The 15,488-nt window shown below is 43.2% G+C and carries 11 protein-coding genes; 5 read left to right on the top strand and 6 right to left on the bottom strand.

Features of this window, described 5'->3' with window-relative positions; genetic code table 11:
* Nucleotides 1-39: 39 nt before the first annotated feature.
* The 4 genes from IAR63_RS18715 to rpsT all read right to left on the bottom strand — a co-directional run bounded on the left by IAR63_RS18715 (nt 40) and on the right by rpsT (nt 6,899).
* Nucleotides 40-1,917 (bottom strand): DNA-directed RNA polymerase subunit gamma, encoded by a 1,878-nt coding sequence (locus IAR63_RS18715; protein ID WP_187705475.1) that lies wholly within the window; start codon nt 1,915-1,917, stop codon nt 40-42.
* A gap of 103 nt (nt 1,918-2,020) precedes the next feature.
* Nucleotides 2,021-5,362 carry a DNA-directed RNA polymerase subunit beta gene (gene rpoB / locus IAR63_RS12295; RefSeq protein ID WP_187705474.1) on the bottom strand — a complete coding sequence of 1,114 codons (3,342 nt, stop codon included), beginning with the start codon at nt 5,360-5,362 and terminating at the stop codon, nt 2,021-2,023.
* A 246-nt stretch (nt 5,363-5,608) separates the two neighbouring features.
* Entirely contained in the window at nt 5,609-6,436 is an 828-nt protein-coding gene (locus IAR63_RS12290; protein ID WP_187705473.1) for a TatD family hydrolase, read from the bottom strand.
* Nucleotides 6,437-6,605: 169 nt separating this feature from the next.
* Nucleotides 6,606-6,899, bottom strand: coding sequence for a 30S ribosomal protein S20 (rpsT, locus tag IAR63_RS12285; protein ID WP_006277458.1), 294 nt, complete (start codon nt 6,897-6,899; stop codon nt 6,606-6,608).
* Nucleotides 6,900-7,398: 499 nt separating this feature from the next.
* On the opposite strand from rpsT, the gene hisD reads away from it, so the two are divergent.
* Both hisD and IAR63_RS12275 read left to right on the top strand, forming a co-directional pair.
* A complete protein-coding gene (gene hisD, locus IAR63_RS12280) occupies nt 7,399-8,700 on the top strand; it encodes a histidinol dehydrogenase (RefSeq protein WP_187705472.1) in 1,302 nt (433 codons plus the stop codon).
* A 146-nt stretch (nt 8,701-8,846) separates the two neighbouring features.
* Nucleotides 8,847-9,272, top strand: coding sequence for a universal stress protein (locus IAR63_RS12275; RefSeq protein ID WP_187705471.1), 426 nt, complete (start codon nt 8,847-8,849; stop codon nt 9,270-9,272).
* Here the strand turns inward: IAR63_RS12275 and IAR63_RS12270 are convergent, their stop codons facing one another.
* Nucleotides 9,273-9,653, bottom strand: coding sequence for a hypothetical protein (locus IAR63_RS12270; protein WP_187705470.1), 381 nt, complete (start codon nt 9,651-9,653; stop codon nt 9,273-9,275).
* A gap of 239 nt (nt 9,654-9,892) precedes the next feature.
* Between IAR63_RS12270 and hslO the strand changes: the two genes are divergently transcribed.
* Both hslO and IAR63_RS12260 read left to right on the top strand, forming a co-directional pair.
* Nucleotides 9,893-10,789, top strand: a complete 897-nt coding sequence (gene hslO, locus IAR63_RS12265) for an Hsp33 family molecular chaperone HslO (RefSeq protein WP_187705469.1) — start codon at nt 9,893-9,895, stop codon at nt 10,787-10,789.
* A 187-nt stretch (nt 10,790-10,976) separates the two neighbouring features.
* A complete protein-coding gene (locus IAR63_RS12260; protein WP_187705468.1) occupies nt 10,977-13,046 on the top strand; it encodes an AAA family ATPase in 2,070 nt (689 codons plus the stop codon).
* On the opposite strand, the gene crtD is transcribed toward IAR63_RS12260, so the two are convergent.
* On the bottom strand, nt 13,023-14,552 hold the full coding sequence (crtD, locus tag IAR63_RS12255) for a C-3',4' desaturase CrtD (RefSeq protein ID WP_187705467.1): 1,530 nt from the start codon (nt 14,550-14,552) through the stop codon (nt 13,023-13,025). The two genes, IAR63_RS12260 and crtD, sit on opposite strands and share 24 nt — an antisense overlap.
* Nucleotides 14,553-14,765: 213 nt before the next feature.
* Between crtD and IAR63_RS12250 the strand changes: the two genes are divergently transcribed.
* Nucleotides 14,766-15,485, top strand: coding sequence for a hypothetical protein (locus IAR63_RS12250; RefSeq protein WP_057177201.1), 720 nt, complete (start codon nt 14,766-14,768; stop codon nt 15,483-15,485).
* Nucleotides 15,486-15,488: the final 3 nt, after the last annotated feature.

Genomic DNA, 15,488 nt, shown 5'->3' with positions numbered 1-15,488 from the left:
GGGTTAAGAAATGGAGAATAGGAAAAACGGGACGGATAATTAGCTGGCTAAAGCATCTTGAATTGCTTTGTTATAAATCACTCTGCCAGGGGTTGTATAAATATATTGGGAAATTAAATTCCCTTGGGCATCTTCTCGCACTCGACGGAATTTATACAAGACAGTACGGCTGCCATCTTCGTTTTCTGTGACTTCCAAGGGTTCGTTATCTGGTTGTCCTGTTTGCACATCGCCATCGAATCGAACATAAATATATGCATGTAGTTCCACTTGATCTTGTTGATATGCCATAATTACATCGTCTAGGGAGGCAAAGTATTTGCCTGCTCCCTTGGTAGCATTGGGATTTTCAGCAGTGAGGTAATAGGCTCCCAAAACCATGTCTTGGCTGGGTGTGACGATAGGTTTACCCGTAGCAGGTGAAAGAATGTTGTTGGATGCTAACATTAACAGTCTTGCTTCCGCTTGGCTTTCTAAAGACAAGGGAACGTGAACAGCCATCTGATCTCCATCAAAGTCAGCATTGAATGCCGGACAAACAAGAGGATGTAACTGTATCGCTCTTCCCTCTACTAATATGGGTTCAAAAGCCTGAATTCCCAGTCTATGCAGTGTAGGAGCGCGGTTTAACATAACCGGGTGCCCTTCTATGACTTCTTCCAAAACATCCCAAACACTGGGGTCATTACGAGAAATGAGCTTTTTGGCTGCTTTAATATTGTTAACTATTCCCGATCTAATTAAACGGTTAATCACAAATGGCTGAAACAATTCTATGGCCATTTCCCTGGGGAGCCCACACTGGTGAATTTGCAATTTGGGACCAACTACAATAACGGAACGTCCTGAGTAGTCTACTCTTTTACCCAGGAGGTTTTGCCGGAATCGCCCCTGTTTACCTTCTATGATATCTGATAGGGACTTTAAGGGACGGTTATTGGCTCCTACCACCGTACGTCCTCTCCGACCATTGTCAATTAAAGCATCTACTGCTTCCTGTAACATGCGTTTTTCATTGCGGACAATGATTTCCGGGGCCAGGATTTCCTGTAGTCTAGCTAAACGATTATTGCGATTGATTACCCGACGATAGAGGTCGTTTAAATCGCTGGTAGCAAATCTACCACCGTCTAGTTGTACCATGGGACGGAGATCGGGTGGAATGACTGGAATGGCTGACATCACCATCCATTCCGGTTGGGAACCAGTGGCGATGAAATTGTCAATCACCCGTAGACGTTTAATCAATTTAGCCCGTTTTTGTCCCTTTGCTGATTCAATTTCCCCCCGCAGTTTTTCTGCTTCTTCTTCTAAATTAATATCTGATAATAAACGTAGTAAAGCCTCCGCACCAATTCCTACTTCTACACCTACTAGTTGAGAATCTTCACTGTAAATTTTATCCTCAATCTCTAACCATTGGTCTTCTGTTAATAACTGCTTATAAACAAGGGTTTCGGCATTACCAGGAGCTAAAACTACATAGGAGTTAAAGTAGACGATTTGCTCAACATCTCGTAGGGGCATGTCTAATAGTATGGCAATATAACTAGGAATGCCTTTGAGATACCAAACATGGGCCACAGGTGCTGCCAACTTAATGAAACCCATTCTATGGCGGCGAACTCGTGATTCCGTTACCTCCACTCCACAGCGCTCGCACACAATACCTCTATGACGAACCCGTTTATATTTACCACAGTGACATTCCCAATCCTTAGCAGGGCCAAAGATCCGCTCGCAAAACAAACCATCCATTTCTGGCTTGAGGGTACGGTAGTTAATGGTTTCAGGTTTTGTCACCTCACCAACCACCTGACCATTAGGTAAGGTACGTTCCCCCCAAGCGCGGATACGTTCTGGTGAAGCAATGCCAATTTTGACGTAATCAAATTGATTAGATTGAACGGAGCGCATAGTTGAGTAAATTTAGTTCTAGGTTGTTCTAAGTTTGTGATTTATGAGATTTATATTTGCCACCTCAAGTGAGTCCCCTCTCCCCATTGTAATTACTGATTAATTACTCGTCCTCATCCAGGGAATCACGAGAAAAGGATTCGTATGTTGGACGGGGAGGAGTGCGACGAGATATTTGATCGGCCATCAAGTCCACTTCTACATCCAGCGAACTACCATCAGTTTGGGTTTCTACTTTATGTACCGCAATATCCAATCCTAAAGATTGTAATTCTCTCATTAACACTTTGAAGGACTCAGGGGTGCCAGGACGAGGAATAGCTTTTCCTTTAACAATGGCGTTTAATGCTTCATTACGTCCCTGCATATCATCTGATTTAACAGTTAACAGTTCCTGTAATGTATAAGCAGCGCCAAATGCCTCTAGTGCCCACACTTCCATCTCTCCAAATCTTTGACCTCCTTGTTGTGCTTTACCACCCAAGGGTTGCTGGGTGACTAAGGAATAAGGACCTGTGGAGCGAGCATGAATTTTATCATCAACTAAATGGACAAGTTTGAGCATGTAGGCTATCCCCACTGTGACTGCACGATCAAAGGGTTCGCCGGTGCGTCCATCATAAACCATGATTTTACCCGGGTTTTCGGGATTATATACCCAATCCCTACTGGTTTCTTCCCTAGCTTCCCATAATTTGCCGTGAACTATACGTCGGGAAGATTCTTCTCCGTACATTTCATCAAAGGGGGTGATTTTAAAGCGTACTCCCAGGTTGTGACCCGCCCAACCCAATAGGCATTCAAACACCTGTCCTACGTTCATTCGACTAGGTACACCTAGGGGGTTGAGGACTATATCTACTGGGGTGCCATCGGGAAGGTATGGCATGTCTTCTAAGGGCAAAATTCGGGAAATGATGCCTTTATTCCCATGTCTCCCAGCCATTTTGTCACCAACCTGGATTTTACGTTTCTGGGCTACATACACTCGCACTACCATATTGGCTCCCGGTGGAAGTTCATCCCCCTGCTCTCTGGTAAATAGTCGCACATCTACTACTCTTCCTTTTTCCCCATTGGGAACCCGCAGGGAGTTGTCCCTCACGTCGCGAGCTTTCTCTCCGAAAATCGCTCTGAGTAGTTTTTCCTCCGGTGGTTGATCTGATTCTCCTTTAGGAGTTACTTTCCCCACTAGAATGTCTCCTGATTCTACCCAGGCCCCTACTCTGATTATCCCCTGTTCGTCTAATTGTCTGAGGGCGTCTTCCCCAACGTTGGGTATTTCTCTGGTAATCTCTTCAGGACCTAGTTTGGTTTGTCTTGCTTCTATTTCAAATTTCTCAATGTGTATTGATGTGTAAACGTCTTCTTGTACCAGTCTTTCGGAAATTAAAATTGCGTCTTCGTAGTTATACCCTTCCCAGGGCATGTAGGCAACAATAACATTTTGCCCTAATGCTAATTCTCCCCCTTCTGTGGATGAACCATCTGCTAATACCTGACCTGCTATGACTTTTTCCCCAATCCGCACTAGGGGTTTTTGATTGAGACAGGTGTCCTGGTTAGAACGTTGATATTTGGAGAGAACGTATTTTATTTCCTGGGGTTTATGGGGAATACTTTCGCTTTCACGGTTGGTAAGAGCGGCTTTTTCTTTGACCCGAACACGAATCTCGGTCGCATCTACATACACCACATCTCCGTCAGTACGGGAAACAATTACCATACCTGAGTCTCTGGCACCTTGGGCTTCCAGTCCAGTTCCCACCAGGGGACGCTCGGGTTTCAATAAGGGTACTGCTTGCCTTTGCATGTTAGAACCCATTAAGGCTCGGTTGGCATCATCGTGCTCCAAAAAGGGAATCATGCTGGTGGCTACTGAGACGATTTGTACTGGTGACACAGCTACGTAGTCTACCTGTTCGGGAGTAGTGGTGGAAAATTCCTGGCGATAACGAACGGGTACTTGAATTCCTAGTATTTGTCCGTTGTCATCTACGGGAATGTCACCAGGTGCAACTCGCAGGTCATCTTCCTCATCTGCTGTCATGTAAACAGGAGGTTTTTCGTAGCAAACTCTTCCGTTTTCTACGGGTCTGAAAGGTGTCTCTAAAAATCCATACTGGTTAACACGAGCATGGGTGGCTAGGGAACCAATTAACCCCGCATTTGGACCTTCTGGCGTTTCAATAGGGCAAATGCGTCCGTAATGGCTGGGATGAATATCTCGCACGGCAAAACCAGCTCTCTCTCTGGTTAGTCCACCAGGACCTAAAGCACTCAAGCGTCGTTTATGGGTTAGTTCCGCTAAGGGGTTGGTTTGATCCATGAATTGACTTAGCTGGCTGGAACCAAAAAACTCTTTTATGGCTGCTACTAGGGGTTTGGGGTTGACTAGTGATGCTGGTGTTAAAACTTCCGCATCGGAGACGGTCATTCTTTCTCTAATGATCCTCTCTAAACGGTTTAAACCAACTCTTACTTGGTTCTGAAGCAGTTCACCAACGCTTCTAACTCGGCGATTTCCTAAATGGTCAATGTCATCAATGCTACCAATGTCGTATTCTAGGTTGATGAGATAGTCCACAGCAGATAGAATATCTCCTGGGGTGAGAACCCTAGTGGTGTCAGGAACGGAAAGGCGCAGTTTCTTGTTGAGTTTATATCTACCTACCCTACCTAGGTCGTAACGTTTGGGATCGAAAAAGCGCGATTCTAATAGCTGTTGTCCCCCCATAACTGTGGGTGGTTCTCCAGGTCTCAGCTTTCTGTACAGCTCCAGAAGGGCTTCCTCTTCGGAGAATTGTCCCTCTTTTTCAATGGTCTTCTGAAAGTACTCTGGATGCCTTAAAGCATCCAAAATTTCGTTGTCTGATAGTCCTAGTGCTTTAAGTAGTACCTGAACTGACAATTTGCGGGTCTTGTCTATTCTTACCCACACCAAATCATTACGGTCTGTCTCAAATTTTAGCCATGCCCCTCGGTTGGGAATTAGACTGGCAGAATATGTTCTTCTCCCGTTTTTATCAATCTCTGATTTGTAATATACCCCGGGCGATCGCACGATTTGGTTGACTATTACCCGCTCGGCTCCGTTAATAATAAAGGTTCCTCTATCCGTCATTAACGGTAGATCACCTATAAATACTTCCTGTTCTTTAATATCACCTGTTTCTTTATTAAGAAGTCTTGTGGGCACATACATTTGTACACCGTATGTGCTATCTCTTCTTTTTGACTCTTCTACGCTATATTTCGGTTCTTTTAGCTTATAGTTATGTCCTAAAAAATGGAGTTCTAATTTCCCTGTATAGTCCGTAATAGGACTAAATGAGTTCAGCTCTTCTATTAAACCCTCTTCTAAAAACCAGCGAAAGCTAGAACGCTGAATTTCAATTAGATCTGGTAATAGAAAGGATGGTTCCATATAATTCTCGTTGTTCATGCCTCTACCTTTATCAACCTGGTTAAACTTGTTCTGAGAACGGTGGGCGAATAAACCCAATAAAAAAATAAAATTAGATAGACGTGGAAACCTTGCTCCTGCTAACTGTTGACGAGTGGTGGGTGATTTGTCTACTCATTACGTACATTTTGCTCATTAATTCTCTGTTCATACTATTTATCCAGACCTCATCTACACTCGTTCTGACACACCAAAAATCAAGGATCCGCCAGGTTATTCTCGGTATCAGGATGGATTTGGCTGAATTTTTGTCCCCTCTAGTCTAATCCCAAACAGTCTACAAGCATTGGCAGTCGTTTGGTTAGCTATGGATTCTACGGTTTCTCCTCGGATTTTTGCTAACTGCGCTGCTACATAGCCTACATACGCTGGCTCGTTACGCTTCTCTCCTCTCTTGGGTGTGGGTGACAAAAATGGACAGTCAGTTTCAATCAAAATCCTATCTTTACTTACCATCGCTGCTGAGGATTGTATAGCTTTCGCATTCTTAAAGGTAACTGTACCACTAAAGCTAATGTAAAAACCCAGATCTAAAAACCACTGGGTTTCCTCTGGTGTTCCTCCCCAACAATGCATTACACCCCGCACCTTCTCTCCTTCCCTTTCTCGCCATTTTTCTAGCACCTCTCTCGCTTCTACAGCAGCTTCCCGACAATGGACTATTACTGGTAGACCTAGTTCCGTGGCGATCGCCAGTTGAGCTTCAAATACCTTATGTTGTTGCTGACGGTTGCTGGCTTTGTAAAAGTCTAATCCCATTTCCCCAATTGCCACAACGGGCGCATTTGACTGGTTAGATAGGTGGACTAAATTTCTTATTTCAGCCCCTGTGTGATCTTCCCATCTATCAGCATCCAAAGGATGTAACCCAATGGCAAAACTCACCTCCGGGAACTGTTTAGCTATAGACCAAATGCTGGCAAATTCCCCTGGATGAACACAGGAATGCACCAGGTGCGCTACCCCTGCTTCTTGCCAACGGTGTCTCACTGCCTCTAAATCTGGCTTAAAAGTTTCAAAGTTTAGATGTACGTGGCTATCTATTAATTGCATTTTTAAGTTACCAGTGACAACAACTCATGATTTGCCATAATTTGCTAATCCATAATCCATAACCAGGTTCTAAGTGGCCACTAAACCAAAATCAACCGGTTTTTTTGATTTAACGACTTATCTTAGCTTTTTCCTATTACGAATTACGAATTAGTGACTATTCTGACTCCTAAACCGGTTGGGTCAATGGTTTGAGCTTCCGCGCTAATCTAGATTTTTTTCTAGCCCCACTGTTTGGATGCAACACTCCCCTTTTAACAGCTTTGTCAATTTTGCTGTAGGCTTGTGACATCCTCTCATCTACCAACTGTTTAGACTCGCTCGTAGGGTTGGAAGCATAGGCCTCCACTGCAGCAAAGTATTTCTTCATCAGCGTCTTTACTGCTGATTTGTATGCTTTGTTGTGTAGTTGGTTACGCTCCGCGATTTGGGCGCGTTTAAGTGCTGATTTTGTGTTTGCCACGGTCAGTTCCCAAAAAAACTATCAATTAATATGTACACACACTACTAGAAATACTAGGATAGCACGAAATTTGCAAGTGCTGCAATTCCACAGAAAAATTTTAGGAAAAATTTTACAACTTTTAACAAAATTTTTGTAAAGTGTTGTGAAGAGTTGGTAAAGATGGAAAAAGTTCCAGTCCACCAGAAATTGGCAATAGCATGGGGTCAGGGATTTTGAAAAATAGGTTATAATAGACTCTAACAATAAAAAACTCACGATTAATACCGCCAAACTGGTCCCCAAACTCCTCCAGTATATCACAGACTGGGAGTATAAGATCATCAAACTGTTTTTAGAGCTTTTACAGCGATAAATGATAGGTTGAAATACTGGTGGGATCAAAAAAAAGCAGGTTAAGCTAGAGAAGAAAATTAGTGGCAGCTGTTTATCCGCAAGAATAAAAAGCCAAACTAATGATCACAAGGGAAAAAATTCTAATTTTGGCACTGTCTACTCCATGCTGCGAATTATCACTCAGCAGGCAGATGTTGTATCCGAACTACAACGCATCTGCGAACGTACCCACGACGAACAGGTGTTTAATAAAGAAGCAACAGTAAGAGAAGTTTTGCTGTCTGTAAAAAACCAGGGCGACAAAGCCGTACTCCACTACACAGCCGAGTTTGATCACCAAACCTTGGAACCGGGGGAATTGAGGGTAAAAGGTTCTGAGATGGACGTGGCTTACCAACAAATATCAAAGGATTTGTTGGCATCAATTAAGCTGGCCTGTGAACGAATAGAAGCTTTTCATCGTCAGAGAGTACCAAAAACCTGGGTGCACTTTGGGGAAGATGAAGTAGTTTTAGGTAAACGCTACACACCCGTAGATAGGGCGGGTCTATATATTCCCGGTGGTAGGGCCTGCTATCCTAGTACAGTGTTAATGAATGCCATACCGGCTAAAGTAGCAGGTGTACCTCGCATAGTCATGGTCACGCCACCAGGTCGTGATAAGGTAATTAATCCGGCAGTGTTGGTAGCTGCTCAAGAAGCTGGAGTAGCTGAAATTTATCGCATTGGGGGATCCCAGGCGATCGCAGCTCTAGCATACGGTACAGAAACCATTCCCAAGGTAGATGTAATTACAGGTCCTGGTAATATTTATGTCACCCTGGCCAAAAAACTAGTATATGGGACTGTGGGTATTGACTCCTTGGCTGGACCGAGTGAGGTGTTAATTATTGCCGATGAAACTGCTAATCCCAAACATGTGGCGGCAGATATGTTAGCCCAAGCGGAACATGATCCCATGGCAGCGGCAATTTTATTGACTACGGATACTGGTTTAGCCAAAAAGGTTCAGTTAGAGGTAGATAGACAATTAGTAGATCACCCCAGAAGGATAGACACAGAAAAGGCGATCGCCCATTATGGACTGGTCGTAATTGTGGAATCTTTGGAAGCAGCGGCGGAATTTTCTAATATGTTTGCCCCGGAACATTTGGAATTGGAGGTAAAAGACCCTTGGTCACTAATTGAGCATATCCGTCATGCAGGAGCGATTTTCTTGGGCGATTCTACACCAGAGGCGGTAGGTGACTATTTAGCTGGTCCCAATCATACCCTACCTACATCCGGTGCTGCTCGTTATGCCTCCGCTCTATGTGTAGAAACCTTCCTTAAACACTCAAGTATTATACAATACTCTCGAGGTGCACTTGCCAAAGTAGCCAGTGCCATTAGCACCTTAGCTATGGCGGAGGGTTTACCCTCTCATGCGGATTCAGTGCGGATAAGATTTGATGCTGATGGCTAGAAGCATAAATAGACTTTCTCATTCCTGACCATATTCCCCCAGATTACAACTGCGGGGGAATTCCTTCATCAGGATTAATTAGAAATGAGGTGGAACAGAGTAAACTAAAAAAACTAGGGTGATTTTGAGTTAAGGAAGTAAAAGCGGTGTTAAATACTATTTTAGTGGCTTTAGATGATTCAGAAATTGCGGAAAGAGTGATAGAGACTTTAGAGAGTCTTATGCTTTCCCGGAATGCGCAGGTGATTCTTTGTCACGTATTTCCATCATCGGACTCCACGGAATTGCCAGCTGATCGTCCTCATCCAGACTCGCCCAAATTGTCTTATTTTCAGGTAGAAAAGCAATTGCAAACCTACCAAGAAAAATTGGGGGTAAAAAGCCAACTAGAACTAGTATCAGGGGATCCTGCGGATGAAATAATCAGACTAGCAAATATTTACAAAGCCGATCTAGTGGTGATTGGGAACCGTGGATTAACAGGCGTGAAAAAAATCGTTTTGCGCTCCGTCAGTACACAAGTAATGGAAGAAGCGCATTGCTCTGTATTAGTAGTTAAGTCGCACAGGTAACTAGGGAAGGGTCAAAAAATGACGTAGTCTCAACAAACTGAGAGTTTGACCCAAATTCAAGGGTAAGAGTGACACACCCTCCAGTCGGGACTGTAGCCAACCTTCTCCCCAGTACCACTCATGAAAACCATCAATAGCACCACTAAGAAGTAGGCGTAAACAATTAACCCTCAAAACATCCACATGATGATATATGGTTACGTATCCCATAGAAGTAGTGAAATCAAAACCGGGGGTCAATTTTTCTGGCATGGATGGGGGAAGGCCTCCAAATGGTAGCCATTCACGTAGTTTTGTAGGAAAGACAAGACTATCATGAATAGCTTGGGAGGATGCTTCTATTTCTATACGCAATTGGCTTTGTTGAAAAGTTCCTAACATAATAGTTGTTATTTTATAGTTTTAGTAAAAACGGTATAGACCCAAAAGTGACCAGTAGGCTTTGTGAATCTTGTGGGTGGCTAGGATTATACCAGAATCGACAGCTTCTAGCCCAATTTTTGGAGGAAAGTCAGCACTAACTATGATATACTTAATAATGATTATAGGAGAGAATTTTCTCCGGTGTTTAAAGCCAACTGGTCACACTGAGCAGTTTTTTGTGAATAGTAAAGGTGTTTATGGCGGACAAACTAGTGCGGGCCACAGCAGCAAATGGTGGCATTCGAGCGGTGGGTGTAATCACCACAAAGTTAGCCGAAGAGGCAAGAGTGCGCCATAAACTTTCCTATGTAGCCACAGCAGCTCTGGGAAGAACTATGTCAGCAGGTTTGTTAATGGCTTCGGGGATGAAACGCTCAGGTTCGAGAATTAACCTGCGAGTGAAGGGAGATGGACCATTAGGCGGTATATTAGTAGATGCTGGACTGGATGGCACGGTCAGGGGTTACGTGGGCAACCCATCCATAGAACTACCACCCAACACCAAGGGCAAACTGGACGTGGGAGGTGCTGTAGGAAAAGGATATTTGTATGTGGTTAAAGATGTTGGCTATGGCTATCCCTATTCTAGCACGGTAGAACTAGTGTCCGGAGAAATTGGGGATGATGTCACCCATTACCTAGTTAACTCTGAGCAAACCCCTTCCGCTTTGGTATTAGGTGTGTTTGTTGGTTCGGGTGGTGTAACTGCAGCTGGGGGAATTTTAATTCAAGTTCTGCCAAAAGTTGCCAGAGACGAAGCTCTTGTGGAAACACTAGAATCGAGAGTGTCAGCATTATCTGGATTTACACCATTATTACAAGCAGGTAAAAGCTTAACCGACATTTTCGAGGATTTATTGGGGGATATGGAACTGACAATTTTTCCTGAAAGTCAGCTTCTGCGCTTTCATTGTGGTTGTTCCTTTGAGCGCGTGCTAGGAGCGTTGAAAATGTTGGGAGAGTCCGAATTACAAGATATGATTCTCAAGGACAACGGAGCTGAAGCTACCTGCGATTTTTGTGGTAGTGTTTATCAAGCAAGCAGTGATAATCTGGCTCAACTAATTGTGGATTTACAAAATGTTAAAGGTTAAGCTATTCTAAATATGGTAAAATAATACTACAATTAAGCATATTCCCTGAGGTATATATTTTTGGATAAGTTTTACAGAGCGGAGTGGGTGTCAGTCTATAGAGTGGACCGCACCTGCACTACCTTCTGGAGTTGATGGGGTAAATTTGTCAGAATGGACTGTTAATCAATTTAGTGTGGTGTGAGAGATGACAGATCAGGATATTTCAGGAGGTTTTTCTCCGGTTGAGACCACAAAACCAGAGCAAAATCCAAGATTGTCCCCAGATTCAGAAGTCCAGGTCAATCAATCATCCGGTGGGAACGCTATTCAGGATAGCGATCGCAATTTTGGGTCATTAATGCAGCAACAAAATAACAATGGCTTACACGAAGAAGGTAAAGAGAACAATTGGTATAGACCTGTTAACTTTGTTTTGTCCGGTAAGATATGGGAATTAGCAATGTGGAAGAAAAGCTGGATATGGTGGTTTTTCGTCCTAGCGTTTATTCCCAGCAGCATAGGTATTATATCAGTATCAATCTTACTTAAACTACCCTCCGCTCCCAACTGTCCTAGAATATTCTGGCCTTTGGCCAGTGCTTCTATGCGCGTCCACTGTGCCACCCTGGCTGCTTCCAAACAGACGGTTAGTGACTTATTGCAAGCTATAGCCTTAGTGAAGGATTTACCACAGGATCATCCTTTACGAGGACAAATTAATGATCTATTGCAGGAGTGGTCACGGGACATTATAAATTTGGCGGAGAAGAGCTTCCAATTAGGAAATTTGGAGGAAGCAATAGCTACTGCTAAACAAATTCCAGAAAATTTGGAAGATCGTCAGTTTGTGGAAGAGAAAATTCTCAAATGGCAATCTACTTGGTCAACAGCTGAGGAAATCTACCAGTCCTCCATTGGAGAATTAGAAAACAGGCGTTGGCAATCAGCTTTTATGCTATCATCCAAACTACTCCGCATTAATAATAGATTTTGGTCGACTACGAAATATGACCAGTTAAATCAAATTATTGTAACTGCGCGGGAAGATGGTGATAAACTAGATAAGGCTGATTCCTTAGCCGAACGTAATTCTGTTAATGATATTTTAGCAGCCATTAAGTTAGCAAAATCGGTTAAACCAGAAAGCTACTTGTACAAGAAGGCTCAGGAATTAGTTCCTCAATTTGGGCGAAAAATGCTGAAATTAGCACAAGCTCAAATGGATATAAGAGATGCAGATAAGGGTTTGGAAATTGCCGGAAAAATCCCTCCTATTCCCTCCTTACAATCGGAAATTGATGATTTTATAGATTTCGGAGAAGCCCAAAGAAATGCTTGGTTAGGAACGATTTTAGGCTTGGAGAATGCCATTTCTCAAGCCCAACAGATAGATCCTTCTCGAGGAATATACGGTCGAGCTCAAGAACTTATTTCCCTTTGGCAATTGGAAATTGAGGATGTAACTAAGTTAGAACAAGCTCGGGATCTAGCTAGTGGGGGCACCATTGAGGATTTAAGATCTGCCATATCTCAAGCGCAACAAATTCCATCTCAAAACCCTCGCGCCCAAGAAGCTCAAACCCAGATTAATCGTTGGAATGACCAAATAGAAATTATTCAAGACAAACCTTACTTAGACCGAGCAGAACAAATTGCTAATGTCGGAGATATTAACTCTTTACAAAGTGCGATCGCCGAAGCCAGTCAAATTTCTTCAGGTCGGGCCCTATACTCAAGATCACGAAGGAGAATCCGCGCCTGGAATGCCAGTATTCAGCGTATTGAAGATCAACCCTATTTAGATAGGGCCATAGTGTTAGCTGAGAGCGGGGACTTGAATAGTGCTGTGCAGGAAGCGAGAAAAATTGCCATATCCGGGAGAGCATTAGCCGGTGAAGCACAAGCAGCAATTGATACATGGGAAGAGCAAATACGCGCCAAAGAGAATTGGAGAAAAGCTAGGGATCTAGCCAGCATTGGCACGGCGGAAGCCTTGTCCGAAGCCATACGGACAGCTAACCGTGTTTCCCGGCGTAATGTTTTACGTATGGATATCAACATTGCCATTGACCGGTGGGGTCAGCAAATATTAGAAATCGCCCGTTCCCAAAGCCAAGTTGACCTGGCCAAGAGTATTGAAACTGCTAGATTAGTCCCTCGTAGTAGTTCTGCTTATGAGGATGCTCAAGCACAAATTAGGACGTGGAAAGAACAACTAGTTCCGGAAGTAGTGCCCACAACCCCATTTCTATCACCGGGACAACCTTTCCCGTAGGTCATCAATTTGTCTAACTACTGTGAGAGCTGAGTAACTCACCCCAGCAGTACCTTCCCCTGGATGGGTAGAATCACCAACTAACCACAAGTTCCTAATGGGTGTACGATTGGCAAAACCAAAAGGTCCAAAAGTAGAAATTCTTTGACCAATACCACCCACGATTCCTTTGTGTCTAGCGGTGTAGTCAGCAAAGGTTTTTGGTGTAGCAGCTTCGATGAGAATAATTGTTTCTGGGTTCAAATAAAAATATTCAGCGAGTCGAGAAATGGCCTCCTGAGTAAATTTTGCCTTTAGTTGTTGATAATTGTCACTATTCCACCAGGGAGCGAAATCCACAAAGGATGAAGCTATAATTGTTGCTTTTCCCGCAGGTGCCCGACCATCCCCCTCATGACTGACAGAAACAAATAGGGAATTGTTTTCCCCAACTGGGCCATTAATATCATACATAAATTGTAAGTGAGGTGGACAATTCTGGGGGATAGCACTTTGTTCCACACCCAGATATACCACAAATGCACCGGAAGCAGGGGGTAGGTTTTCAATTCTTGTTTTGTATCTATGAGGGACCTTTTCTCCCAATAGTTCCATCAGGTTTTGCACCGTGACATTAGCAATCACGTGATCCGCTTTCTCTGTAAATATTTGTCCAGTCCTTTGATTGCGGATTATTACACCTTTAGCCTTGCCATCTTCCACATTAATCCCTTCCACCGTATGACGCATTAATAATTGACCGCCATTTTTTTCCAAAGATGTCACTAGGCGATCGCTCAGCACTTGCATACTACCTTGTAAATGATATAGTCCTTGAGGAAGTTGGGATATACTTAAAGCCGTAGCAGCGTAGAGGAGAGCAGTTTCTTGGGCGCTAACCTGGGAATATAATTTCAGTTGTAGATCTAAGAATGTTCTCAGTCTTATATCATGGTCTAAACCATATAACCTGAGAGCATCACCCACAGTCATAAAAGTAAACGGAGCAGTAATAAAAGTGCTAGGAGTCACAGCTTTAACCAACTGTAAGAGATCCCACAAATTACCCGGTGGTAAAATAGGGTCTCTTCCCTGGAATTCCCAACTAGCACGGAATAAAGTAGCTAATAATTGCCAAAAGGGTTCACTTCCGGGGAATTGCTGTTGACGTTCCTGTTGCCATTTTTGCGGATCGCGCCACACATTGATTGGAGTTGTTTCTCCTGGAAGAAAAACCGCACAAGCGGGATCGCAGGGTGTAGCTGGGGGTAGATCTATATCTAGTTCCTGAAAAATCCGGTAATGAATTCCTCCGGGTTCCAGACCTGCAACCTGAGTTGCACCCACATCAAAAATAAATCCCTGACGTTTAAAAGTTGAAGCACAACCACCAGGAACCAAAGCTTGATCCACAATTAAAACCTGATAACCTCTACGTGCTAATAGAGCTGCTGCGGTAAGGCCACCTATTCCCCCACCAACAACAATAACACGAGACTGCTTGATGTTTAGAGATGAACTGGACATTTAATTTACAATTCTTAATACTACCACTCATAATTGTATAGCCTTACCCACTTCCAGGGCACCGTTTATCCCGGGAGCAATAGCCATCAACAAATAGGCTATAAAATTAAATTGGAAGACATAGAAATTTATAGAAATGAGAAAGTAATTGTATGTAAAATGACTATTTGAGATCCAGTATTGCTGGATTAATAACAATAGGCAATAACAACGATGAGTGCAAATTTACAACTTCAGGAATTGGCAATCTCTATTAATGCCAAGGACTTGAATCCCGCAGTAGTTAATCCTGACTTTTTAAAATACACTGGTATCATTCCTAGCGAATGGGAGTTAGCCAAACAACCGGTTTACAACAATGGAGTGTTACAAATTTTGTTTAATACAGGATTGGGCATTTTTGTCCATCCCAATGGTGTGACTATGGTTGAAAACCTATCGCAAAAACCTCAAGAGGAAATTCAAGTATCAAATATTACTCATAAACTAGTAGAAAAACTCTCTCAAGTAGAGTATAAACAGGTTGGTATCAATCCGAGGGGATTTGTTCTTTTCAATTCTGAAGCAGATGCCTATAAATACATCCATAGCAGGCTATTAGCACCAGGTCCATGGCAAGAATTTGGAGGGAAGAGAGTGGGAGCAAGTCTACAGTTAAGTTATCCTTTAGAAAGGGGAGTTTTGAACTTGAGTATTAACCAAGCAACAGTTCAATTTCCTGATAAAGTGGTAGGGGCAATCTTATTTTCTGGTAACTTTAACTATCCCCTCTTGGGAAATAGTCCCTCACAGAAAATACAGGACTTGCAACAAATAGTAGCAAATTGGCACGACTCATTCAATATATTTGAGCAACTACTAATTGAAAAGTTCCTAAACTTTACTGATGCGACGGCTAATGTTTCCGTTTTTCCATCAGCGCTTCCGGTGTGAGCC

Source organism: Cylindrospermopsis curvispora GIHE-G1, assembly GCF_014489415.1.
Classification (GTDB): Bacteria; Cyanobacteriota; Cyanobacteriia; order Cyanobacteriales; family Nostocaceae; genus Raphidiopsis; species Raphidiopsis curvispora_A.
The sequence above is the reverse complement of the archived record's forward strand: the minus strand, read 5'-3'. Positions and strand labels throughout refer to the sequence as shown.

Bases quoted from the DNA above. Each gene is read 5' to 3' on its own strand.
- hslO (WP_187705469.1), top strand. From the start codon at position 9,893: ATGGCGGACAAACTAGTGCGGGCCACAGCAGCAAATGGTGGCATTCGA.
- rpoB (WP_187705474.1), bottom strand. From the start codon at position 5,362: ATGAACAACGAGAATTATATGGAACCATCCTTTCTATTACCAGATCTA.
- IAR63_RS18715 (WP_187705475.1), bottom strand. From the start codon at position 1,917: ATGCGCTCCGTTCAATCTAATCAATTTGATTACGTCAAAATTGGCATT.
- IAR63_RS12260 (WP_187705468.1), top strand. From the start codon at position 10,977: ATGACAGATCAGGATATTTCAGGAGGTTTTTCTCCGGTTGAGACCACA.
- IAR63_RS12270 (WP_187705470.1), bottom strand. From the start codon at position 9,653: ATGTTAGGAACTTTTCAACAAAGCCAATTGCGTATAGAAATAGAAGCA.
- crtD (WP_187705467.1), bottom strand. From the start codon at position 14,552: ATGTCCAGTTCATCTCTAAACATCAAGCAGTCTCGTGTTATTGTTGTT.
- hisD (WP_187705472.1), top strand. From the start codon at position 7,399: ATGCTGCGAATTATCACTCAGCAGGCAGATGTTGTATCCGAACTACAA.
- IAR63_RS12250 (WP_057177201.1), top strand. From the start codon at position 14,766: ATGAGTGCAAATTTACAACTTCAGGAATTGGCAATCTCTATTAATGCC.
- IAR63_RS12290 (WP_187705473.1), bottom strand. From the start codon at position 6,436: ATGCAATTAATAGATAGCCACGTACATCTAAACTTTGAAACTTTTAAG.